This window comes from Winogradskyella costae, from assembly GCF_013403865.1.
Lineage (GTDB): Bacteria > Bacteroidota > Bacteroidia > Flavobacteriales > Flavobacteriaceae > Winogradskyella > Winogradskyella costae.
The window spans coordinates 359,134-383,975 of the sequence record NZ_JABFDK010000002.1 but is presented as its reverse complement, the minus strand read 5'-3'; the positions used below and the strand labels follow the sequence as shown (position 1 = coordinate 383,975).

The following is a 24,842-nucleotide window of genomic DNA, read 5'->3' as shown; positions in this document are numbered from 1 at the left end:
CGCTGTCAATTCAATATGTTAATGAACTTTTTCTTTACTTTCTCTTAACGTTGTTTCGCTAAGCGGGTGCAAATATAAAACCCTTTTTTCACTCTCACAAACTTAATTTGAAAAAATATTTTAATTATTTTTTCAAGCTTAATTTCTCTGGAAATGAACGTCCGAAACGCAACTTATTGTTTTTGTTTCGGGGTGCAAATATAGAACCCTTTTTAAAATTGACAAGCCTTTTTTAGGCTTTATTTTTGAGAATATTTTAATTGGCTTACTTTCTGTGTTTTAAGCTGTGAATATTTAGTGGTTTTGTAGTTGACACCTGCTATATCCCCTACATTGGTTTGATTTTAGAGTGTGCCTGTCTAATTCCCCTACACGAAATCCCTGCATTAGCGGTAGTAGCGGCATCCTTTTTTTTCTATAAATCATTAAATGGTATACATACTATATATAGGTAAGGCATTATTCTATTAGAAATGCATTCTCTGAAAAAAGATATAGCGGATGACGCGACGTTTTTGCTCCTTAAAAGCAAAAACGAAATGCCCAGAAATAACTTATGATATATTTATAGAAACTTCACTTTGTCTATTCCTTATATAGGTATATCTTTGTGTGCTAAAATTTATACTATATATAATGATACAAATTACTCTACCTGATGGTTCGGTTAGGTCTTTCGAAAAAGATGTAACTCCTTATGAAGTGGCTGTAGACATTAGCGCAGGATTTGCCCGTAATGTTATTTCAGCAAAATTCAATGACACGGTCATTGAAACCACCACTCCATTAACCACTGATGGTAGTCTTACCTTATATACATTTAAAGATGATGAAGGAAAGAAAGCGTTTTGGCATTCTTCTGCTCACGTTTTAGCTCAAGCTTTAGAGGAATTATATCCTGGAGTTAAACTTTGGGTTGGTCCGGCAATAGATAATGGGTTTTATTATGATGTTGATTTAGGTGAAGGTTCTATTTCTGAGAAAGACTTTAAAACCATTGAAAACAAAATAATTGAAATTGCTAGAGGTAAGCACGACTTTAAAATGCGTGAGGTTTCTAAAGCCGAAGCCTTATCTTATTATAAAGGAAAGAATGATTACAAAGTTGATCTAATTGAAAATCTTGAAGATGGTACTATTAGTTTCTGTGATCACTCTAGCTTTACAGATCTTTGTCGTGGTGGCCATATACCAAATACGGGCATTATAAAAGCTGTTAAAATATTAAGTGTTGCTGGAGCTTATTATAAAGGTGATGAAAAGAATAAACAGTTAACAAGAGTTTATGGTATTTCTTTTCCGAAACAAAAAGAGCTTACAGAATACTTAGAGCTTTTAGAAGAAGCTAAAAAAAGAGATCATAGAAAATTAGGTAAAGAATTAGAACTTTTTACATTCTCGCAAAAAGTAGGACAAGGTTTACCGTTATGGTTACCTAAAGGTGCTGCATTGCGTGAGCGTTTAGAGAACTTTTTAAAAGCTGCTCAAAAGAAAGCAGGCTATGAAATGGTTGTTACACCACATATAGGAAGTAAAGAACTTTATGTTACTTCGGGTCATTATGCTAAATATGGAGCTGATAGTTTTCAGCCTATAACGACTCCTTCTGAAGGTGAAGAGTTTCTTTTAAAGCCAATGAATTGTCCACATCATTGTGAGATTTATAACGCAAAACCTTTTTCTTATAAAGAATTACCAAAGCGTTATGCGGAATTTGGAACTGTATATAGATATGAGCAAAGTGGTGAATTACACGGTTTAACTCGTGTTAGAGGTTTTACTCAAGATGATGCGCATATTTTTTGTACACCAGACCAATTAGATAAAGAATTTAAAGACGTTATAGATTTAGTTCTATATGTTTTTGGTTCTTTAGGTTTCGAAAATTTTACTGCTCAGGTTTCATTAAGAGATCCTGAAAATCCGGATAAGTATATTGGAAGTGATGAAAATTGGGAAAAAGCAGAACAAGCAATTTTAAGTGCCGCTAAGGATAAAAATTTAAACTATGTGGTTGAAACCGGTGAAGCTGCATTTTATGGTCCAAAGTTAGACTTTATGGTTAAGGATGCCCTTGGACGTCAATGGCAATTAGGAACTATACAGGTCGATTATAACTTGCCAGAACGTTTTGATTTATCATATAAAGGTAGTGACAATGAGATGCACAGACCAGTTATGATTCACCGTGCTCCTTTTGGAAGTATGGAACGTTTTATAGCAATATTATTAGAGCATACAGGTGGGAATTTCCCGCTTTGGTTAATGCCAGAACAAGTAATTGTACTCTCTATAAGTGAGAAATATGAAAAATACGCCGAAAAAGTTTTAATTTCGCTAGAAAATGACGAAATTCGCGCCCTCACAGACAACAGAAATGAAACTGTAGGTAAGAAAATTCGTGAAGCTGAAATGCAAAAGTTTCCGTATATGATTATTGTCGGTGAGCAAGAAGAGAAGGATAATACAATAACAGTGCGCCAACATGGAGGTGAAGACCTTGGCACAATTAATGTAGAAGACTTTATAAAAATAGTAAAAGATAGAATTAGTAAAAGTTTAAAGACTTTTAGATAATATTAAGTTTAATTTAAAATACAGAAGCCATAGCAATACGTAGAAACAGAAAGAATTTTACAAGACGTGTATCTCAAGAAGATAAACACCGTATAAATTCTAAAATCAGATCTGAAGAAGTAAGATTAGTCGGAGATAACGTTGAAATAGGTGTTTATCCTATTAAACAAGCGTTATCCTTAGCCGACGAACAAGGTTTAGATCTCGTAGAGATTTCGCCAAATGCGAACCCTCCTGTTTGTAAAGTTATGGATTATAAAAAATTCCTTTACGAGCAGAAGAAACGAGAAAAAGCATTAAAATCTAAAGCAACTAAAGTAATCGTTAAAGAAATACGTTTCGGTCCTCAAACAGATGATCACGATTACGAGTTTAAAAAGAAGCATGCTGAAAAATTCTTAAAAGATGGGGCGAAGTTAAAAGCGTTCGTATTCTTTAAAGGACGATCTATTGTCTTTAAAGAGCAAGGTCAAATTTTATTATTAAAATTGGCTCAAGATCTTGAAGAATATGGAAAGGTAGAGCAAATGCCTAAACTAGAAGGAAAGCGAATGATTATGTTCATTGCACCTAAGAAAAAGTAATAAAAAGCTGAATTTTCAGCGATACGATAATAAGCGAAACGTAAATTAAAAAGAGGAGAAAATGCCTAAAATGAAAACAAAATCGAGTGCTAAGAAACGTTTCAAACTAACTGGCACTGGTAAGATTAAAAGAAAGCACGCTTTTAAGAGTCATATCTTGACAAAAAAATCTAAAAAGCGTAAGCTAAAATTGACTCATGATGGTTTAGTACATAAAGCAGATGAGAACAATATTAAAACTATGTTACGTTTAAAGTAATATTGTTTTAATCGGTTAAAATAAATTATAAACCCTGGAGTTAGGCAAAACAATTTAGCAAGTGTCAATTAATTTAGACCGCCTACTACAAAAACACAATTAAGAGAATGCCAAGATCAGTAAATTCAGTAGCAAAAAGAGCCAGAAGAAAAAAGGTTCTTAAGCAAGCAAAAGGTTACTTCGGAAGACGTAAAAACGTTTGGACAGTAGCAAAAAATGCGGTTGACAAAGCGATGCAATATTCGTACAGAGACCGTAGAGTAAAAAAGAGAACATTCCGTTCGTTATGGATTATGCGTATTAACGCAGGTGCAAGACAACATGGAATGAGCTATTCAAAATTTATGGGAGGATTAAAATCTAATAATATCGAATTGAACCGTAAGGTACTTGCCGATTTAGCGATGAATCACCCAGATGCTTTTGAAGCTATAATAAACAAAGTAAAATAGGCTTTTAGCCAAATTAATAACAACATTTCGCTTATAAGATCCGGTTCATTTATTTGAATCGGATTTTTTTATGTCTAATTACTAAAACTAATACGTTTACACAAAAGCATATTTATAGAAAATCCCTTTTTTATATTTAACTTACGCTTCAATTAAAAATAAATTCCATGAAGCGTATTCAACTTATCGCAACCCTGATTCTACTTGTTACTTTTAACGCTTACTGCCAAGATAAAGATAAAACTAAATCTTGGGATGTCTCTAACCCTGAAGGTGACTGGAATTTTAAAGACCTAAAATTATCAACTGATGAAGGTACTTGGATGAATTTGGATGTAAGTCCGGATGGAAAATCTATTGTTTTTGATTTACTAGGTGATATCTACATCATGGATAGCAATGGTGGTAAGGCTAAATTATTAAGAGAAGGTTTACCTTTTGAAATACAACCTCGCTTTAGTCCAGATGGTAAACACATCTCATTTACTAGTGATGCTGGTGGAGGCGACAACATATGGGTTATGAACACTGATGGCTCTGATGCTAATCAAATAACAAAGGAAGATTTTAGATTACTAAACAATGCAGTTTGGACACCAGATAGTGAGTATCTTATTGCTCGAAAACACTTTACTTCCGGTCGCTCTTTAGGAGCTGGCGAATTATGGATGTATCATAAAACTGGAGGTAGTGGTTTACAACTGACACAAAAGAAAAATGACCAACAGGATGTGAACGAACCCACTATATCTCCTGACGGAAAGTATTTATACTATAGTGAAGATGTCTATCCTGGAGGAGCCTTTCAATATAACAAAGATCCTAATAGCCAAATCTATGTCATCAATCGTTACGACTTGAAAACAGGAAAAACCACGAGAATCACAGGTGGTCCAGGAGGAGCTGCACGCCCTCAAATTTCTAGAGATGGAAAAAAATTAGCATTTGTAAAACGTATTCGTACTAAAACTGTATTATATATTCACGATTTAGAAACAGGTGAAGAATGGCCTGTGTATGATCAACTGAATAAAGACCAACAAGAAGCTTGGGCTATTTTTGGAGTCTATACCAACTTTAATTGGATGCCTAATAACGAAGACATCGTGATTTGGTCTGGCGGAAAAATTAATAAAATCAATATCAACTCTCTTAAAGTTTCAGATATCCCATTTCAAGCAAACTCAACGATTAAAATTGCTAAAGCTGTGGAATTTGATACGCCTGTGGCACCAGATACTTTTGATGCTAAAGTGATTCGACATGCAACCACATCACCATATGGAAAAACCATTGTTTTTAATGCGCTTGGCTATTTATACACCCAGAAATTACCTAACGGCAAAGCCAAACGATTAACCACTGGAACTGATTTTGAATTTGAACCGACCTTCTCACCCGATGGCAATTCAATCACTTATGTGACTTGGAATGACCAAAATTTAGGAGCTATCTATTCGATTCCGTCAAGTGGAGGAACGCCTACAAAGTTAACTACAGAAAAAGGTATTTATAGGAATCCTTCATATTCTCATAATGGCAAGCAAATTGTCTATCGCAAAGAAAGTGGCAACAACGAACAAGGTCGAACGTTTTCAAAAAAGCCAGGTTTGTATTTGACGAATAGTGATGGGACAAACACGGAATTTGTAACAAAAGAAGGAGACTATCCTATGTTCAATACAGATGATTCACGAATCCTATATCAAAATGGTGGTCAGTTTTTTGGCGCTTTAACTAAAGAATTGAAAAGTGTTAACCTTAATGGTTTTGATGAACGAACACTTGTAAAATCAAAACACGGCAATATTTTAGTACCAAGTCCTGATAGTAATTGGATTGCTTTTGTACATCTACATAAAGTGTATTTGTCACCGATGCCTAAATCTGGAAAAACTTTAGACTTAACCGATAAAAGTAAATATGTTCCTGTTACGCAACTTTCTAAAGATGCAGGTATCAATTTACATTGGTCTAAAGACAGCAAAACCATACATTGGACCTTAGGTAATCAGTATTTTTCGGCTAATGCTTCTGAAGATACAACGCTTGTTGAAAAAGGAACCACAATTAATGTAGAAGCTAAAACCGATAAACCTTCAGGAAGAATTGCTTTAAAAGGAGCTCGCCTTATCACTATGGAAGGAAATGACGTTATAGAAAATGGAACTATTATTATCCATAATAATACTATTGAAGCTTTAGGAAATACATCAGACGTAAAAATTCCAACTGATGCCAAAGTGTATGATGTTTCAGGAAAAACCATAATGCCAGGTATGGTAGATGCCCATGCCCATATTGGTGGTTTCAGATACGGATTAACAACACAAAAGCATTGGCAATTTTATGCGAATTTAGCTTATGGTGTTACAACATCTCATGATCCCTCTGCACATACGGAAACCATTTTTGCACTTTCGGAATTACAAAAAACAGGTGAACTTGTTGGGCCACGCCTCTACTCTACAGGATTTATCCTTTATGGTGCCGATGGTGATTTTAAAGCGGTCATCAATAATCTTGAAGATGCACGCTCATCTATTAGAAGAACAAAAGCTTTTGGCGCATTATCGGTAAAGAGTTACAACCAACCAAGACGCGAGCAACGTCAACAAGTGTTGCAAGCTGCTCGTGAAGAAGGTATTTTCGTCGTTCCCGAAGGTGGTTCAACGTTTTATCACAATATCACCATGGTTATGGATGGGCATACTGGAGTAGAACACAATATTCCAGTGGCACCAGTTTATAAAGATGTTTTGGAACTTTGGGGTAACAGTAATGTCGGATATACACCTACACTGATTGTGAATTACGGAGGTATGAATAGCGAAGTGTATTGGTACCAAAAGACCAATGTTTGGGAAAATGAAAAGCTTTTAAAATATACACCTCGAGGCATTATCGATTCGCGCTCTAGACATCGTGTTATGGTACCTGATGAAGAATATGAAAACGGACATATTCTAGTTTCTAAAACTACGAAAGCCCTTAGTGACGCTGGTGTAAAAGTTAATCTTGGCGCTCATGGCCAGTTACAAGGACTTGGAGCCCATTGGGAATTATGGTCGCTGCAACAAGGAGGGATGACTAATCATGAAGCTTTAAAGGCTGCCACCATAAATGGAGCCAATTATATAGGTGCAGGGAATGATATTGGTTCGCTAAAAAAAGGAAAATTGGCAGATTTAATTATTATGGATAAAAACCCTTTAGACGACATCAAAAATTCTGAAAGTATTATTTACACCATGATTAATGGTCGCTTATACGATACAGAAACCATGAATGAAATTGGTAATCACCCTAAAGAACGCACTGAATTCTATTGGGAAAACAATAAATACAATCAGGCCTTTCCTTGGCATGAAGATTCACAGAGTTTTACACGCGAAACCTGTGGTTGCCATGTCGGTTCTCACTAAAAAACAAAAACCGGTTCTATTATGAATCGGTTTTTTATTTTACTTAATTTGAATAATATATTTAAGCACACAATATGAAAGACGTTAAAATGGTTGTCACAGATATGGATGGCACATTATTAAATTCTAATCACGAAGTAAGTTCCAGATTCTTCGAATTATTTAAAAATTTAAAACAACAAAACATTCAATTTGTTGCTGCAAGTGGACGACCTTATTATAGCATTGTAGAGAAACTTCAACCTATAAAAGATGACATTATTATTGTTGCTGAAAATGGTGGGTTGGTGATTAAGAACAAAAACGTACTACTTTCTTATAAACTTAACACAAATCGATTAGTAGAACTTTATAAGTTAGTGACTAGCATTGAAAACACCTATCCTATTTTCTGTACCAAGGATCAAGCTTTTATTCTTAGAGCATCTGATGAATTGGTAAAAACGTTTTCTGAATATTATTCAGTCTATACTATAATCGATTCTTTTGAAGAAATTACTGAAGACGTCATTAAAATAGCATTGTATCACACCACAAATTCTGAAGCTAACATCTTCCCATTTGTAAAACATCTAAAGCCAGAACTCAATGTTGTGGTATCTGGAAATCATTGGGTAGATATTTCGGAAGCGATTACTAATAAAGGAAATGCCCTTACTTTTTTACAAAAGCAACTCAACATTAAGCCTTCTGAAACGATGGTATTTGGCGATTATAACAATGATTTAGAAATGTTGAAATGCGCCAAATATAGTTACGCTATGGCCAATGCACATCCTGATGTAAAAGCAGTTGCCAAATATGAAACTGTATCTAATAATAATAATGGTGTAGAATTGGTTTTAGAAGAGTTAATTGCCGAAAGCCGTAAGAACTAACTGTCTTCCTTCTGCCCTATCTCTGTGTTCACAGAGATAAATACCTTGCCAAATTCCGAGATTTAATTTACCATTTGTGATAGGTATTTGAACAGAAGTTCCCATTAATGATGCTTTTATATGTGCAGGCATATCATCAGCACCTTCATAAGTATGCTGGTAATAAGCCTGATTTTCTGGCACCATTTTATTGATGTGGCTTTCAAAATCTAATCGTACTGTTGGATCTGCATTCTCATTAATGGTTAAACTCGCCGAAGTATGCTTAATGAATATTTGCAATTGCCCTACAGTTATGTCTTTTAGTTCTGGAATACCACCTAATATATCTGAAGTAATTAAATGAAAACCTCTAGAAAATGCGTGAAGCTTTATTTCTTTTTGAAAAAATTGCATATTATTTCAATGTTCTATTCTTTATATTCATCTGAAATTTCATCAATAGCAGACTTAAATTCTTCCCAATCTATGAAGTCGTCACCATCTTTATCATAGCTTTCAATTAATTTTGAAGAAATCCTACCACGAATGAAACCATTTATATCTGCTTCTTTTAATAATTTTACTATTTCAGCTTTATTTAGTTTTCCGTCATCATCTTTATCAAAAAACTTAAACGCCTCTTCTGGTGTTTTAAAATGATTGCTAATTAATATTTCAATTTTGTAAAGAATCGTTTCCTTTGATAACATTTATTTTTTTGGTTTTATTAAAAATAAGAAATATTACTTTAAAACTCTGATGAATTAACAAACAAAAAAAGGTCGCCTTACAGCCACCTTTAATTTAGTTGATTAAAAACCCTACTTCTTAATCACCATTACCGATATTTTCCCAAACCTCGGTTTACTATAAAACAGATTTAATTTATAAACGTGTAAAATTTATTTATACTTTACTATTATTAGAATCATTCATTATTCTGAATAATCATAGCTCCTCCATAACTATTGAGATTAACAAATCTAAATTAATATCACTAACTTATGATTGGGAAGGTTTGAAATGCAGTGTTTTGTATGCGAATGAACTATTTTGTTTTTTATCTTTATCTTTTTCAGTTACCAACCTCCTGATTAAAATAACTACAAAAAAACAGCGATACTCAAAAAAGAGCATCGCTGTTTACAACTAGACATCAAATTTACTTGTATTACTTTTTTATTATTCGTTTAACGGTTTCGTTTTGGCCCATTTTTAGTTTTAAGACATAGACTCCTGCTTCATATTGATCTAAATTAATTATAAAATTATCACTTGTATTTACTTTATTTAATAGTAAACGACCATTTAAATCGTACACCGTAATTTTAACCTCATTAGTACTTGGCAGTATAATAGAAACTTGACTATCAGTTGGATTTGGATAGACTTTAACAGCATTCAATAAATTACGATCTCCCACTCCTAAAACTTCTTCAATTGTAACAACAATTTCTACACGTTCGCTGTAACAACCGTCATCACTAACAGTAGCTACCCAATACGATGTTGAACCAATAGTTTCTGTACTTGGTGTTGGTGCTTCTGAATCAGAAACTCCTCCTGTTTCAGCTTCATACCAAGCTAAGTCTAATCCACCTGAAGTTGCTGTTAATGCACTAGCATCATCACCTTGATTGTAAGTCACTAATGCTGTTACTGTTGGCACTCCTGGAATGTCTGAAATAGTAACATTAACCATAGTTCTTTCGCTTTCGCAACCATTAGTAGATTGAGACACGTAATAACTTCCTGTTGCTACTGCTGATGTAAATTCTATAACAGTTTCTGAAGTTTCACTTGCATACCAAGATAAATTAGTACCTGTAGCTTCCATATCTGCAATTGTTGCACTACCACAAAAAACTTGTACTAATGCTGTTGGTGCTTCTGGTATGTCATTTACTGTAATACTAACTTCTGTTCTTACGCTTTCGCAACCATTAGTAGATTGAGACACGTAATAACTTCCTGTTGCTAATGCTGATGTAGATTCTAAAACGGTTTCTGAAGTTTCACCTGCATACCAAGATAAATTAGTACCTGTAGCTTCCAAATCTGCAATTGTTGCACTGCCACAAAAAACTTGTGCTGATGCTGTTGGTGCTTCTGATATGTCATTTACTGTAATACTAACTTCTGTTCTTGCGCTTTCGCAACCATTAGTAGATTGAGACACGTAATAACTTTCTGTTGCTACTGCTGATGTAGATTCTAAAACGGTTTCTGAAGTTTCACTTGCATACCAAGATAAATTAGTACCTGTAGCTTCCAAATCTGCAATTGTTGCACTGCCACAAAAAACTTGTGCTGATGCTGTTGGTGCTTCTGATATGTCATTTACTGTAATACTAACTTCTGTTCTTGCGCTTTCGCAACCATTAGTAGATTGAGACACGTAATAACTTTCTGTTGCTACTGCTGATGTAGATTCTAAAACGGTTTCTGAAGTTTCACTTGCATACCAAGATAAATTAGTACCTGTAGCTTCCAAATCTGCAATTGTTACACTGCCACAAAAAACTTGTGCTGATGCTGTTGGTGCTTCTGGTATGTCATTAACTGTTACACTAACTTCTGCTCTTGCGCTTTCGCAACCATTAGTAGATTGAGACACATAATAACTTCCTGTTGCTACTGCTGATGTAGATTCTAAAACAGTTTCTGAAGTTTCAGTTGCATACCAAGATAAATTCGTACCTGTAGCTTCCAAATCTGCAATTGTTACACTGCCACAAAAAACTTGTGCTGATGCTGTTGGTGCTTCTGGAAGTTCATTAATAGTAACACTAACCGCTACCCTATTAGAAATATAGGCTTCTGAGATGCGTTTAATGCTCTGATCATTATAATCGTTCACTAATATTTTTCCATCTGCGTCAATCGCTATTTTTCCAGAATTTGGCATATTGGTTATAGTCTCTAAACCTGTGCCATCCGAATTCATTCGATTAATGTCACCATAGGCATCTAATACCAAAATTTTCCCATCGGCTTGAATGGCTACATCTGAAGGAAAATATAAATTCCCTCCGACAGTTTCTAAGTTTGTACCATCTGGATTAAATCGTATAATTGATTCAAATCCTCCTTTTACTCCCACTATTTTGCCATCCGCTTGTATCGCAATGTGCTGCAAATAGACTCCATTGTCTACTATTGTTTCTACTCCCGTACCATCAGCATTCATAACAATAACTCCTTCGTAATTATTAAAATAAATAATTCTGCCATCCGCTAGAATGTTTACCGTTGTTAAATCTCCAATACCATTAACTAAGGTTTCTATATTTGATCCATCAGCATCCATGCGTTTAATTTCTCCTGCAGTTGCTACCACAATTTTTCCATCTGCTTGAATGGCTATTCCCATTGTACTTGAAAAACCAGACCCTAAAATCTCTAATCCAGTACCATCCGCATTAAAACGTTTAATCACATCATCAGTATAATCTGACACTACAATTTTTCCATCAGATTGTATAGCGATTCCTGATGTATTAGAAAAGCCATTAATTAAAGTAGTGTTAGAAATAGTTTCAGATTGTTCTATATAATAAGTCCCAGTTGTAAGTTCTGTAGTACTTGTTAAAGCCGAACCTCCTGTTTCGGTTGTAAACCAATTTGTGGTTGCTCCTGAAGTTGGTGTACTTATTAAATCTGCTACGGTTGCGGTCCCACATAATGATTGTGCTGATTCACCAATTTCCTTCACGGTTATTGCTGTTCTTAAGCTTTCTCCACAAGTGGACGATTGACTTACGTAATACGTAGAACCATCTACTAAATTGTCACTTAGATTTAAAGACGTACCATCTGTAGCTGCATCAAACCATAGTAAGTCTGTACCTGTAGCTGTTAAGTCGGCAATGGTTGCTTCACCTGTATAAACTTGTAGACTATTAGCTGTTGGTGCCAATGGATTTGGATTAATTGCAACACTAACCGCTACCCTATTAGAAGTATAAGCTTCTGTAATACGTTTAATAGCACCATCATCTAACACTAAAATTTTTCCATCTGCTTCAATAGCTAATTTTCCAGGATTTGAAACATTGGCTATAGTTTCTAGACCTGTACCATCAGGGTTCATTCGTTTAATTTCACCATTTTGTGTTGCGACTACAATCTTTCCATCTGCTTGAATGGCTACTCCTGTTGGATAGTTAAAAACACCTCCTAAAGTTTCTAAGTTAGTACCATCTGAATTGAAACGCATAATTGATCTAAACCCGAAATTTGCTACCACAATTTTTCCATCCGCTTGAATCGCAATTTGTTTTGAACTTAATTCATAATAGTCATTTAAAGTTTCTATTCCCGTACCATCAGCATTCATTCGTTTTACAGAACCTTCATTAAAATCGAAAAAAATAATTTTCCCATCCGCTTGAATGCATACAGAATTTATTTCTGAATAACCATTAATTAAGGTTTCTATATTCGAACCATCTGTATTCATTCGTTTAATATCACCTATACCTACCACCAAAATTTTTCCATCGGCTTGAGTGACAACATCTCTAGTGTCATCAAATCCATTTCCTAAGGTTTCGATATTGGTTCCATCTGCATTCATTCGTGTAATATAACTATCGCTATAATCTGATACCAGTATTTTTCTGTCAAATTGAACAGCTACGCCATTTGGATTATTTAAATCACTTAATAAAGTCGTCACAGAACTCACTACAGATTCCTCAATATAATATGTCCCTGTTTCAAGTGCTGCTGTATTATCTAACGCAGTACCTCCTGTAGCCTCTGAGTACCAACTAACAGTTGCATCTGTTGAAGGTGTGCTCGTTAAATTATCTACGGTGGCAGATCCACAAAATGTTTGTGATGCTTCGCTAATTTCTTTAGCAGTTATGGCCGTTCTTAAGCTTTCTCCACATGTGATCGTTTGGCTTACATAATACGTAGCACCATCGACTAAAGCATCACTTAGATCTAAAGACGTACCATCTGTAGCTGCATCAAACCATAGTAAGTCTGTACCTGTAACTGTTAAGTCGGCAAGGGTTGCTTCACCTGTATAAATTTGTACGCTATTTGCTGTTGGTGCAAGGGGCGCTTCATTAATAGTAACATCTACACTATCAGTTGCTTCACAACCACTTGCACCCGTTGTTGTTACTGTATAAGTACCAGATGTTGCTGGTGTTATGGATGCACTTGTTGTACTTCCTACAATAGTACCACCTTCTGTTGCAGCCCAAGAGTATGCAGATAAACTTGTGTTCGTAGTTGCTAAAAAATTACTTATGGTAACATTTGCTCCTCCGTTTTGATTAGTAAGCGTACGCATAGTGAATGTAAAATAACTATTTTCTGGTACTGTTATTGTCATAGTACCAGATTGAGATGTACTTCCAGAAAGATCAAACCCTTCAAATAAAGTAGGTATTCCGCTAATACGTATAATTGGGTAATCATCAGATGCACTTCCACCAGAGACATAATTCCAAGTAAATGAGAGCGTTGTTTCTAGAACACATTGAATTGTATATTCTGTGTCACCTAAATTGCCACTATTAGTATTGCTTCCCCAAATCTGAATACTATGAGGTGCATTCGTATCATCTACAAAACCATTTGAGAGGAAGGTTGAAGAAGACCAATTACTTGGTGCAAAATCGCCTTGAAAATCTGTTACTGTTTCAGATTCCGTTGCTGTTGCTGTAATAGTTGCATCTTCATTTGCACAAAACGACACTGTTGCTTCACCAATAGTTACAGTTGGTGCTTCATTAATAGTAACATTTACCGGAGTTCTGTCGCTCTCAGTTCCATTTTCGGTTTGAGAAACGTAATAGGTTTCCGTTGCCAAATCTGTAGTAGTACTTAAGTTTGTGCCGCCTGTTTCTGTTGTGTACCATTTTAAATTTGTACCTACAGCTTGCAAATTTGAAACTGTAGCACTTTCACAAAAGCTTTGAGCAGATGCTATTGGAGCGTCTGGACCTGTTGTAACGTAAGTTATAAACCATAAATCCCCAAAAGTATAAAAACCATCGTTTCCTTCTAAAAAATATAAACCGCCATTAATATATGTATCTCCCATAGTAACTCGCGTATCCATACTTATATTTTCATTCATAATAAGACGCATAGTATAAAAATCACCACTTGTAATAGCTATTGGTGAAGAAAGGGTGAAGCTTATATTCTGTATTCCGAAATCCAAAAGTACATCTAAAGTTGTGGTATTTAAAAGCGTACCGTTATATCCGTTACCACTGTATATCAATAAATCAAAGCTACCATTAACAGTAGTAAAACTTTTACTATCTATTTTAAGATCTATTTGAGTCAAACTCCCTGTTACACCAGCGGTAAAAGACTGGCCGCCAGCATTTGGGAAATTTGTACCAATAAAAGTGGTATCGTCTGGTGAATTTTGCTGGTCAATTGCTTGACCAAAAATTATGAGTTGACATAATAATGACAACGTAAATAAGTAAAATTTTAGTTTCATAGGTTATAGATTTAGTTTGAATTAATAATCATTCAAATCTATATAATTATCGACGAAATACATTTTTAACGTGTCCAAATGCAATGCTATGTATGTAAATGGTATTTCAATCCCTAATATTTTCATTTAATGACAAAAAAAAAGCAGCCCTACCATAATGGTAAATACTGCCTTTTGCTATTAATCAGATTATAAAGAATGTTTGGTTATCCGTTTAACCACTAATATATAACCAACCTATTGTATCTCTTTTAATATAGTATGAAATACTTTGTAATTAAACAGCTGTTTTTGTGATGATTGAACCACAAATTAACCTAAACGGATCTATAATTTATGCTATTTACTTGAAATGTTTCGCAAATATCTTAGATAAAGGAATTTCTATACTATTTATAAAAATTGCGCCCGCAGCAACCCGTTGTGTTTTTAATTTGTTATTTAAAATGATTTATGACTTTGCACAAAAATATCTGTTGTAAGTTCCTAAATAGTTATAGTCTGTGATTGGTATATATTAGAATAATAATAAATTCCGTAACATTAATTATAGAACCCTAGCGTTATCCTCTAAAACCGAAACTTGTTATGAGATACTTCTGGTTGAATCTTTAAAAAACTCAAATTAAAACAAAAAAGGCCGCATTGCTGCGACCCTTTAATCAACTAACTCAGACTATTATTTTTTAATCACTCTTGTCGAAATTTCTCCAAATTCAGATATCACTTTTAATAAATACACTCCGTTTTCAAATCTCGAAATATCTATAACATTTGTTTCTTGATTACAAGCTTTATTTAATAGTAAACGGCCATTTAAATCGTACACCGTGATTTTAACTTCTTTGGCACTTGGCAACATAATGGAAACTTGACCATCAGTTGGGTTTGGGTACACTTTAACAGCATTCAATAAATTACGATCTCCCACTCCTAAAACTTCTTCAACTGTAACAACAATCTCTACACGTTCGCTGTAACAACCTTCATCACTAACAGTAGCTACCCAATACGATGTTGAACCAATAGTTTCTGTACTTGGTGTTGGTGCTTCTGAATCAGAAACTCCTCCTGTTTCAGCTTCATACCAAGCTAAGTCTAATTCACCTGAAGTTGCTGTTAATGCACTAGCGTCATCACCTTGACTGTAAGTCACTAATGCTGTAACTGTTGGCACTTCTGGAATGTCTGAAATAGTAACATTAACCATAGTTCTTTCACTTTCGCAACCATTTGCATTGGCTACTGTTACATAATATATTCCAGTTTCTAAAGCTGTTGTATTACTTAAAGCAGCATCTACTGCATTATACCATTGCATGGTCGTACTTGTTGCTGGTACTAAATCTGCAACCGTTGCTCCTCCACAAAATACTTGTGCTTCTGCTGTTGGTGCGCTTGGTATTGTAGAACCTGTAGTAAGTGGCGATCCTGCCAAAAAGTTACTTGATACACCTGTTAGTGCAAAATTATTTAATGTTCCATGATTGGCATTTACTGTAGCATCAGTTAAAGTTGTAATAGCAGTATTATCTATTGCATTAAAACCTTGATTAAATTGATAGTAAGCTACTACACTTGTTTCTGTGCCTTGCAATTCACAATCTTTGCTTCCGTTAATTTGGTTTTCTGTTCTTACTACATTCCATATACGAACTTCATCAATAGCACCATTAAATAAGTTACCTGCATCATTATAAGATCCGATATTAACTTCATTCCCATTAACTGGAGGCAAAACATTAGTATTTGTATCTATTAATACTCCATCTTTATATAATTTTAAAGTTTGTGCAGGGCTATCATAACTAACAGCCACGTGATACCATGTATTAAGTTCTAACATATTTGAATCTTCTACAGCATTCCACGTACCATTATGGCCAGCTGATAATATACCACTTGGCACCCATAGCGCATGTTGTCCAAAATTATCTGAACCCGAAACTATATTATTTTCGGTAGCATATGCATCTATATAAATCCATGCTTCTTTAGTATAAGACTCTGGTAGTATGTTACCACAATCGATATAGTCGTCCACTCCATCAAAATTTAAGTGCGTTGCTGGTAAACTATTTACTGTAACTATTATTTCAGTTCGCTCACTTTCGCAACCATTGTCGTTTGTACTTGCTACCCAAAATGAGGTTGAACCAACAGTTGATGTATTTGGTGTTGGCGCCGTTAAGTCTCCTGTATCTCCTGTTTCTGTAGCATACCATAATAAACCTGCACCTCCAGTTGTTGCCGTTAATTCACTTGCAGTATCCCCTTCGTTATAAATAACTGGTGTTGTTACTGTTGGTGCTTCTGGTACTTCATTAATTGTTACACTAACTTCTCTTCTTGCGCTTTCACAACCATTAGCATTCACTTCTGAAACATAATATGTTCCTGTTGCTAAATCTGTTGTACTACTTAAAATAACACCCTCTGTTTCTACATCATACCATAATATTGTAGAACTTGTCGCTGGAACTAAACCTGCAACTGTTCCACTCGCGCAAAATGCTTGAGCTTCTGCTATTGGTGCCAAAAGAGAATTAACAGTAACATTAACGGAAACTCTTTCACTTTCGCAACCATTAGCATTTACTTCTGCAACATAATATGTTCCTGTTGCTAAACCCGCAGTAGTGCTTAATGCAACACCTTCTGTTTCTACATCATACCATACTTTTGTAGCACTTGATGCTGGAACTAAATCTGCAACTGTTCTACCTTCACAGAATTCCTGAGCTTCTGCTGCAGGTGCATTAGGAAGGTCATATACAGTAGCAACAACCACACTTCTCTCACTTTCACAACCGACTGCATTTACCTGAGAAACCCAATACGTGGTTGAACCTAATACAGATGTATTTGGAATTACTGAATTAGATGGCAATCCTCCAGAATTCGTTGTGTACCATTTTAATCTAGTTGCTCCTCCTGTTAAGGTTGCTGTTAAAGCTGTAGCAGAAGTATTTAAACAATATGAGAGCTCTGATGTTGTTGGACCATTGGCTGGCATAGCTACTATAGAAGAGCTTACTACTAAATTAGCACTTATTTTTATGGTATCATCAATATCATTGTATGTATTATAACCCACTATTTTTACATTATTTATTGCGCCATAAGATGACAAATTAAAAGACTGCGCTTCTCCTGTACAATAATCCCCAATTTCTACATCATTGACAAAAACTTTATATTTAACAAAAAGATTGATACAAAGATTAGTTGGATATGATAAATTCCGAAATTCAGTAATATTTAAAACTACATTAGATTGACAGGAACTGATATCGTTAAAATTTATTTCAACAGCAGAACCTTCAACTGTATCTGAATATAGGTGGTCGAAATTTTGAGCATAGCCAATTAAGCTAAAAAGCATTAAAAAGATTAGAGTGTAATTTTTTTTCATCAATAATAGATTTAGTTTGAATTAATAATCATTCAAATCTAAATAATTATCGATGAAATACATCTTAAACGTGTTTAAATGCAATACTTTGTATGTAAATGGTATTTCACCCCCTATTTAGGTCATTTAACGACAAAAAAAGCAGCTTTACCATAAAGGTAAATGCTGCTTCTTGCTATCAATCAGATTATCAAAAATGGTTGGCTATCCGTTTAGCAAGTAATATACAGCTAACCTATTATATAACTTTTAATTTGGTATGAAATACCATACTTTGTATGTAAATCACTGTTTTTGTAGTATTTAGACTGATACTTAAGTAAACGTACTTATAACCTATGCTATTTACTTGAAATGTTTTGCATACGTTCTAGATAATGGAATTTCTACATTATTTAGATGAAGCGTATTTGTTGTTACGCGTTGAACCATATTAATATTCACTACATAGGATCGATGCGCTCTAGCAAAGGTATGTGTAGGTAATTCGTTTGCTATAGTACTCAACGATTGTCTGATACTATATTTTTTTGAAATAGTATAAATATTACTATAATTGCCATCGGCTGCAAAATACCTAATGTCAGCATATTTTAGATTTACCGTATCATACCCATCTTTAAATTGAAAACTTTGATCTTGATTTTTCTGTATTACAATACTAATGGATGCCATTAAATCCACTTTCTTTATCGGCTTAGTTAAATAACCATATGGTTTTGTTTTTATGGCTTCGCTCATTAAAGCAAAATCTTGTTGACCTGTAATAAAAATAACAGCTGCACTGTCATTTTTGTTTTTAGACAAGCTAATACCTTCATTTTTACCACTTAAATTAATGTCCATTAATATAATATCTGGTAAAAACGATTTCATTTCTGACATTGCAGTATCGGCATCATTTGCGATCCTTATAGCGTTAAAATGTTCTTCTTGTAAAATCTCAGAAATGTATTCGGCTATAATAACGTCGTCTTCAATAATAAGTATTTTGGTGTTTTTAGGGTTATGCATTACTTATGTCTTTTTCAAATGAAAATTTAAAACCATTTTCAGTATTAACAGTATACTCAATTTTAAGTTGGCGACAGATTTTATCTATCAAAATAGGCTTTATGTCTTGAGTTATAAGAACTCTTCCATTATCTGAATAGGTAAAACTAAGCTTATTTTCTTTTACACGTAATTCTAGGTTAATTGATTTATCGTCCTGGTCATTAAAAGCATGTTTTATAGAATTTATACATAATTCTGTGAGTAACAATCCAAAATACATGGCATAATCTGATGGAATTTCTGCTGTATCTATTTTGAAGTTGGTACTAATGTTGTTTTCGTTAAATACGTCTAAAAAGCTATGTTTAACATCATTTAAATAATTTGAAATCTCTATTTTCTTTTTATCGCTATTTTTATATAGATGCTTGTGCAAGGTAGAAATAGCTTCTACTTTAGTCAATATGCTTTTCAATTGAAAACTATTTTCTGTAGATGCTTTTTTCAATTGATCCGATATAAGAATTACTACCAATTGTAAATTATTATTAATTCTGTGGTTGGCTTCACTTAATAAAAACTCGTTTTCTTTAGATAATATTTTTAATTGTTTATTACTCTTTTTAGACTCTTTTAGTACATAAGCAATTAATATGGTCACTATAATAACAGCTATTAACAGACTTATAATGGCATAAAACATAACTGTATTGGAAGCTAGAGCTTTATTTTTGTTTTCAATTTCGAGGGTATTAATTTTAATTTGATTTTCTTTTTCTGTCAATTTATACTTCTCCTCGAGCTCAAACAGAAATTTATTGTGTTCTATTTTGTAATATTTATCTGTTAGTTCTAATCTGAGTTCTAGATATTCATAAGCCTTAGCTGTATTACCTAATTGTTTATATACATTTCGTATATTATCTAAAAATAAAATCTCACCATAAAACAGTTCACTTTCTTTAGCAAAATTCAATGCTTTTAAGCATTCATTTAACGCTTTATTGAATTGTTTATCTCTAATTAAAACTCTAGTGTAATTTATATAAGCATCAACTTTATTCTGAATTAAGTGGTTGTTTTCAGCATAATGAATAAGATTGTCTAAATAATTTATTGCTTTCTTAAAATCCTTTTTCTTTTCATAAACTCCTGAAATTTCCAGCATAGCATAAAATATTTCATTTTTATCATTCAGTTCTTTTGAGATCTTAAATGATTTTTGAGCATATAAAAGCGTAGAATCTGGTTGGTTAAAATACTCTGAAAATAAGGCCGCTTTTCTACTGTAATATTTTGCTAGATAAATAGGCGCAATTTTTTGCGATTTTAAAATTAATTTAGCGGAATCTAAATGCTTTACGGATTCAGCAAACAAGGCTCTTTTTCTATAAAACTCTGCAATCTTTACATGGTATAAAAATTCTATCTGCTTGTTTTGCGAAATTTTAATAGCTTCCTGTGCTTTGACATAGTATCTATTAGCTGTATGGTAATTTAATTTTAGCTTATAAATTTCTGCTAAACCTAATAATAAATGAACTTCATCTTCTTTTTCGGTAGTTGTCGTAAGGTATTTGCTGTAATAAGAAAGTGCTTCATCTAATTTGTTTTCAGAGATTAAGTTTTCTCCAAAATTTAAGATATCGCTATTTTGACTAAATGATTGATGAGTCAACAGGAAAAATAGTGAACTAATTATGTACTTCATATTACGTTTTCTGCTTCTTCTTTTTAGCCGCAGGAAATAATACATTATTTAGAATCAAACGATAACCTGGAGATGTAGGATGCAATTCTAATTCAGTTTTTGGGTCACCTACTCTGTGTGTGTAATCTTCTGGATCATGACCACCATAAAATGTAAAGAAACCTTTTCCTTTAATGCCATGTATATATTTAGCTTCTCCATTGGTTCGGTTTTCTCCCATAACCAAAACATTAGATTTAATTTGGTCTCTACTAAATGAGGTAGTTTGTCCCATAAATCCTTTCACTAAAGCGGTATGGTTCTGAGTTAGCATTGTTGGAATTGGATCCCATTTAGCAGAATACTCCATTAATGAAAAATAATCTGTTGTTTTTGGTATTTGACGTTTTTGAGTCATATCTATAGATGAAAACTCATAGACCTTAGGACTCCGTTCTAAAATATAATCTTTAAACGCAAAAGTTTTATTGAAGTCTATTTTATTCTGATAATTTGGATCACTTCCATCGCCATCAAACATTGGCTCACAGATATCTACTCCTTCTGCAGACAGAGCAATATCAAAACTATCGGTTGCAGAACACATGGCAAACATAAATCCGCCTCCAACTACATAATCTCTAATTTTTAATGAAACAGCTAATTTCTCCTCTGACACTTTATCATATCCTAATCGTTTGGCTAAAGCTTCTGCTTCTTTTTTATCTTCAATATACCAAGCCGCTGCGCTGTAAGCTCTGTAGAATTTACCGTATTGCCCGGTAAAATCTTCATGATGTAAGTGTAACCAATCGTAAAGCAGTAATTCATCATTTAAAACCTCTTCATCATAAATCGTTTCATAAGGAATTTCAGCATAAGTTAAAACCATGGTTACTGCATCGTCCCATGGTTTTAATCCCGTCGGAGTATATACGGCTATTTTGGGTGCTTTTTCTAAAACAACTGCTTCTTGATTTACAGCAGGACTCGCAATATCTTCTAAGATTTGAGCTGCTTGTGCATCTGATATGACCTCAAACGATACCCCTCTAATTTGGCATTCGCGTTGAATAATTTCTGCATCGGGTAATAAAAAAGAGCCACCTCTATAATTAAGCAGCCACTTTACTTTCAGCTCACGCTCTAAGGTCCAATAGGTTAATCCATATGCTTTTAGGTGATTCTTTTGTGTTTCAACATCCATGGGAACAAGAATATAGGATGCGTAAGTGTTTGCACTTAAGAAGAGTGTAAAAATTAAAACGAGTAAATTTTTCAAGTTCATAGATTTAGAACGAAATATAACCAAATTTTTACCTCATTAAGTCATATTTAGTAATCTTTTAGGACCTATTATATTCAATAGACTTTAAAATAGAATTCTATACAGCAACTACGTTATAGGTAAAGACAGTTAGTCGAGCTTTGTTTCACTTCCCGAAAGTAAACTTGCGATGACTTTGGTTCCTTCAAACTGTTCTAAAATAATTTTGATAAAAACAGTTATTGGAATCGCCATAATTAAACCAGGAATTCCCCAAAGGAAGCCCCAAAACATTAGCATTACCAGTACTGCAATGACATTTATAGAAAAAGATTTTCCCATAAAAATTGGTTCTAAAATCGCACCAAAGGTGACTTGAACCATTGAGATTGCAAAAATAAAGAAGAATAAAGTACTTGATGGATCGAGTTCTACAAAGGCGAAAATCGATAAAAATATTACCGAAATAAACGATCCTACCATTTGCACAAAATTGATGGCGAAGGCAAATAAACCCCAGAAAATTGGGAAGCTGACATCAAAGAACACGCACATTAATCCGGTAAATAATCCGGTAAGTGCACTTACTAAGACTTTTACTTTAATGAACTTTATAAGATCTTTTTCAATCTTCATAAAAGTTTTAACAGACGTGTGTTTTCTTTTTAATAATGTACTATTTAGAAGCTTATGAACGTTAATAGATTCTGCTAACCATAATACTACAAAAAAAACAGTCATTAATAGCGTGGTTAAAAAGGAGTTCAGAAAACCAAGCGTTGACCCCAAATTTTCCTTTTTAAAAAACTGTCCTATAAATCCATGTTCTTGTTCAAACTCTATTCCAAAATTATCTAATAAATAAATTTTTAGATCTGCCAATTTTAATTCGGCTTTGGATAAAAACTCTGCGTTATTTGCTAGTATTTGTTTGCTAGATAACTGTATTAACTCAATTCCTAATTTAAGTCCTAATGCAACCAACAATAAAACGATAATAATACTTATAATTTTAGGCACATTTCGTCGTCCCAACCATCGCATTAATGGTAAGAATAGCAAGGCTATAAACATTGAAAATATCAATGGAATGAATATAAAAGACAATATCTTTAGTAGGTAAAATACTAAGGGCACTACCATAATCAATAGCAACACATTGGTTGTACGTCTTTGTTCTAGCATGAGGCAAGTTTCTTTTTTAACTAAGCGTGCAAAGATAAGTTAAAATACACTTTTTATTTCCTTAAAATGCTGTTAAAATGGAACCCCATCATCCTCAGGTCCACCAAATGCATCTGATGCAGAAGGAAACTTATCTGGTGTGAATGTATTATCATTAGCAGCATCGTTCATTTTAGAATGAAACTCTGCACCAAATGGCGTATCAAAATCGTCTAAATTATCAAACTTACCTAGGTGTCCGATAAACTTTAAACGTATATTTTCTAAACCACCGTTTCTGTGCTTTGCAACAATGAATTCTCCTTGACCTTCGGTTGGCGAACGTTCTTCATCATCCCATTCATCAATCTTATAATATTCAGGTCTATAAATAAATGCTACAATATCCGCATCTTGCTCAATCGCTCCAGATTCACGTAAATCTGATAATAACGGTCGTTTGCTTCCTCCACGCGTTTCTACCGCACGCGATAATTGTGATAACGCAATTACTGGAATACTTAGTTCTTTTGCTAAAGCTTTAAGGTTTCGAGAAATCATGGAAATTTCTTGTTCACGATTTCCTCCTTTTTGACTTCCACCTGCTGTCATTAATTGCAAATAATCAATCATGATCATTTTAATACCGTACTGAGATGCTAAACGACGAGCCTTTGCTCTTAAATCGAAAATAGAAAGCGATGGTGTATCATCAATAAATAATGGTGCTTGTTCTAAGGTTTTAACTTTTACATTAAGCTGTTCCCATTCGTGCTTTTCTAATTTACCTGTTCTTAACTTTTCAGAAGATAAGCCGGTTTCACTAGAAATTAAACGGGTAATTAACTGAACTGAAGACATCTCCAGAGAGAAGAAAGCCACAGGCGTATTAGTATTAACAGCAACATTCCTTGCCATTGTCAGCGTTAAAGCTGTCTTACCCATACCAGGACGTGCAGCAACAATAATTAAATCACTTGGCTGCCAGCCCGAGGTTAATTTATCGAGTTTATCAAAACCAGAAGCGACACCACTCATCCCTTCTTTATTAGACATTTCCTCAATTTTCTTTTTCGCTTGAATTACTAAACTTTGAGCAGACTCTGTAGATTTCTTAACGTTACCTTGGGTGACTTCATATAATTTAGCTTCAGCGGTATCTAAAAGGTCAAAAACATCTTTAGTTTCATCGTAAGCCTCTTCAATAATTTCGTTAGAAATCTTGATTAAACTTCGTTGAATATATTTCTGAAGAATAATACGTGCATGGAACTCGATATGCGCAGAAGAAGAGACCCGTTGTGTTAAAGAAATAAGGTAAAAATCACCTCCAGAAACTTCTAACTTTTGATCTTTCTTCAATTGACTAGAAACGGTTAATAAGTCAATAGGCTCACTGTTTTCGAATAATTTGAAGATAGCTTCAAAGATATGTTTATGAGCTTCTTTATAGAATGCATCAGGACTTAAGATATCAATAACTTCATCAACACCTTTTTTATCAATCATCATCGCCCCAAGCACAACTTCCTCTAAATCAGTTGCTTGAGGTGGTATTTTACCTTTTTCTAAATTAATAATGGTGCTTTTATCAACTTTATAGCCTTGTACTGGATTGGGTTGTTTCATAAGTAACAAAAGTAGTTAAATAGTGCTGAGGAAATGAAGAAGC

The 24,842-nt window shown here is 34.0% G+C and carries 15 protein-coding genes; 6 read left to right on the top strand and 9 right to left on the bottom strand.

Going from position 1 to position 24,842, the window contains the following annotated elements; genetic code table 11:
• Positions 1-636 precede the first annotated feature (636 nt).
• The 6 genes from thrS (at position 637) to HM986_RS08780 (ending at position 8,175) form a co-directional block, all read left to right on the top strand.
• Positions 637-2,577 carry a threonine--tRNA ligase gene (thrS, locus tag HM986_RS08805; protein WP_179334706.1) on the top strand — a complete coding sequence of 647 codons (1,941 nt, stop codon included), beginning with the start codon at positions 637-639 and terminating at the stop codon, positions 2,575-2,577.
• Between the two features lie 35 nt (positions 2,578-2,612).
• Complete coding sequence (gene infC / locus HM986_RS08800) at positions 2,613-3,161, top strand: translation initiation factor IF-3 (protein WP_179334721.1); 549 nt, start codon at positions 2,613-2,615, stop codon at positions 3,159-3,161.
• A gap of 61 nt (positions 3,162-3,222) precedes the next feature.
• Positions 3,223-3,420, top strand: coding sequence for a 50S ribosomal protein L35 (rpmI, locus tag HM986_RS08795; protein WP_020897364.1), 198 nt, complete (start codon positions 3,223-3,225; stop codon positions 3,418-3,420).
• A 107-nt stretch (positions 3,421-3,527) separates the two neighbouring features.
• Complete coding sequence (gene rplT, locus HM986_RS08790) at positions 3,528-3,872, top strand: 50S ribosomal protein L20 (RefSeq protein WP_020897363.1); 345 nt, start codon at positions 3,528-3,530, stop codon at positions 3,870-3,872.
• A gap of 167 nt (positions 3,873-4,039) precedes the next feature.
• Entirely contained in the window at positions 4,040-7,297 is a 3,258-nt protein-coding gene (locus HM986_RS08785) for an amidohydrolase family protein (RefSeq protein WP_179334705.1), read from the top strand.
• Between the two features lie 74 nt (positions 7,298-7,371).
• Positions 7,372-8,175 (top strand): HAD family hydrolase, encoded by an 804-nt coding sequence (locus tag HM986_RS08780; RefSeq protein ID WP_179334704.1) that lies wholly within the window; start codon positions 7,372-7,374, stop codon positions 8,173-8,175.
• Here the strand turns inward: HM986_RS08780 and HM986_RS08775 are convergent.
• From HM986_RS08775 to dnaB, 9 genes are all read right to left on the bottom strand, one after another.
• The gene (locus HM986_RS08775) at positions 8,149-8,571 is read right to left on the bottom strand and encodes a secondary thiamine-phosphate synthase enzyme YjbQ (protein WP_179334703.1); all 423 of its coding nucleotides are present in this window, start codon (positions 8,569-8,571) and stop codon (positions 8,149-8,151) included. The genes HM986_RS08780 and HM986_RS08775 overlap by 27 nt on opposite strands.
• A gap of 14 nt (positions 8,572-8,585) precedes the next feature.
• The gene (locus HM986_RS08770; protein WP_179334702.1) at positions 8,586-8,867 is read right to left on the bottom strand and encodes an EF-hand domain-containing protein; all 282 of its coding nucleotides are present in this window, start codon (positions 8,865-8,867) and stop codon (positions 8,586-8,588) included.
• 461 nt (positions 8,868-9,328) lie between these two features.
• On the bottom strand, positions 9,329-14,638 hold the full coding sequence (locus HM986_RS08765) for an Ig-like domain-containing protein (RefSeq protein WP_179334701.1): 5,310 nt from the start codon (positions 14,636-14,638) through the stop codon (positions 9,329-9,331).
• Between the two features lie 679 nt (positions 14,639-15,317).
• Complete coding sequence (locus tag HM986_RS08760; protein WP_179334700.1) at positions 15,318-18,053, bottom strand: Ig-like domain-containing protein; 2,736 nt, start codon at positions 18,051-18,053, stop codon at positions 15,318-15,320.
• Between the two features lie 345 nt (positions 18,054-18,398).
• Positions 18,399-19,067 carry a LytR/AlgR family response regulator transcription factor gene (locus HM986_RS08755; protein WP_179334699.1) on the bottom strand — a complete coding sequence of 223 codons (669 nt, stop codon included), beginning with the start codon at positions 19,065-19,067 and terminating at the stop codon, positions 18,399-18,401.
• Positions 19,060-20,760, bottom strand: a complete 1,701-nt coding sequence (locus tag HM986_RS08750; RefSeq protein ID WP_179334698.1) for a tetratricopeptide repeat-containing sensor histidine kinase — start codon at positions 20,758-20,760, stop codon at positions 19,060-19,062. The genes HM986_RS08755 and HM986_RS08750 overlap by 8 nt, the downstream gene beginning before the upstream one ends.
• A 1-nt stretch (position 20,761) precedes the next feature.
• On the bottom strand, positions 20,762-21,946 hold the full coding sequence (locus tag HM986_RS08745; RefSeq protein WP_394354224.1) for an asparagine synthetase B: 1,185 nt from the start codon (positions 21,944-21,946) through the stop codon (positions 20,762-20,764).
• A 210-nt stretch (positions 21,947-22,156) separates the two neighbouring features.
• Complete coding sequence (locus HM986_RS08740; protein WP_179334696.1) at positions 22,157-23,191, bottom strand: AI-2E family transporter; 1,035 nt, start codon at positions 23,189-23,191, stop codon at positions 22,157-22,159.
• Between the two features lie 72 nt (positions 23,192-23,263).
• Complete coding sequence (dnaB, locus tag HM986_RS08735; RefSeq protein ID WP_179334695.1) at positions 23,264-24,799, bottom strand: replicative DNA helicase; 1,536 nt, start codon at positions 24,797-24,799, stop codon at positions 23,264-23,266.
• Between the last annotated feature and the right edge of the window lie 43 nt (positions 24,800-24,842).

Coding starts and splice junctions, on each gene's coding strand:
- HM986_RS08765 (WP_179334701.1), bottom strand. CDS start 14,638: ATGAAACTAAAATTTTACTTATTTACGTTGTCATTATTATGTCAACTC.
- HM986_RS08770 (WP_179334702.1), bottom strand. CDS start 8,867: ATGTTATCAAAGGAAACGATTCTTTACAAAATTGAAATATTAATTAGC.
- dnaB (WP_179334695.1), bottom strand. CDS start 24,799: ATGAAACAACCCAATCCAGTACAAGGCTATAAAGTTGATAAAAGCACC.
- thrS (WP_179334706.1), top strand. CDS start 637: ATGATACAAATTACTCTACCTGATGGTTCGGTTAGGTCTTTCGAAAAA.
- HM986_RS08750 (WP_179334698.1), bottom strand. CDS start 20,760: ATGAAGTACATAATTAGTTCACTATTTTTCCTGTTGACTCATCAATCA.
- HM986_RS08755 (WP_179334699.1), bottom strand. CDS start 19,067: ATGCATAACCCTAAAAACACCAAAATACTTATTATTGAAGACGACGTT.
- rpmI (WP_020897364.1), top strand. CDS start 3,223: ATGCCTAAAATGAAAACAAAATCGAGTGCTAAGAAACGTTTCAAACTA.
- HM986_RS08745 (WP_394354224.1), bottom strand. CDS start 21,946: ATGGATGTTGAAACACAAAAGAATCACCTAAAAGCATATGGATTAACC.
- HM986_RS08760 (WP_179334700.1), bottom strand. CDS start 18,053: ATGAAAAAAAATTACACTCTAATCTTTTTAATGCTTTTTAGCTTAATT.
- HM986_RS08775 (WP_179334703.1), bottom strand. CDS start 8,571: ATGCAATTTTTTCAAAAAGAAATAAAGCTTCACGCATTTTCTAGAGGT.
- HM986_RS08785 (WP_179334705.1), top strand. CDS start 4,040: ATGAAGCGTATTCAACTTATCGCAACCCTGATTCTACTTGTTACTTTT.
- HM986_RS08740 (WP_179334696.1), bottom strand. CDS start 23,191: ATGCTAGAACAAAGACGTACAACCAATGTGTTGCTATTGATTATGGTA.
- rplT (WP_020897363.1), top strand. CDS start 3,528: ATGCCAAGATCAGTAAATTCAGTAGCAAAAAGAGCCAGAAGAAAAAAG.
- HM986_RS08780 (WP_179334704.1), top strand. CDS start 7,372: ATGAAAGACGTTAAAATGGTTGTCACAGATATGGATGGCACATTATTA.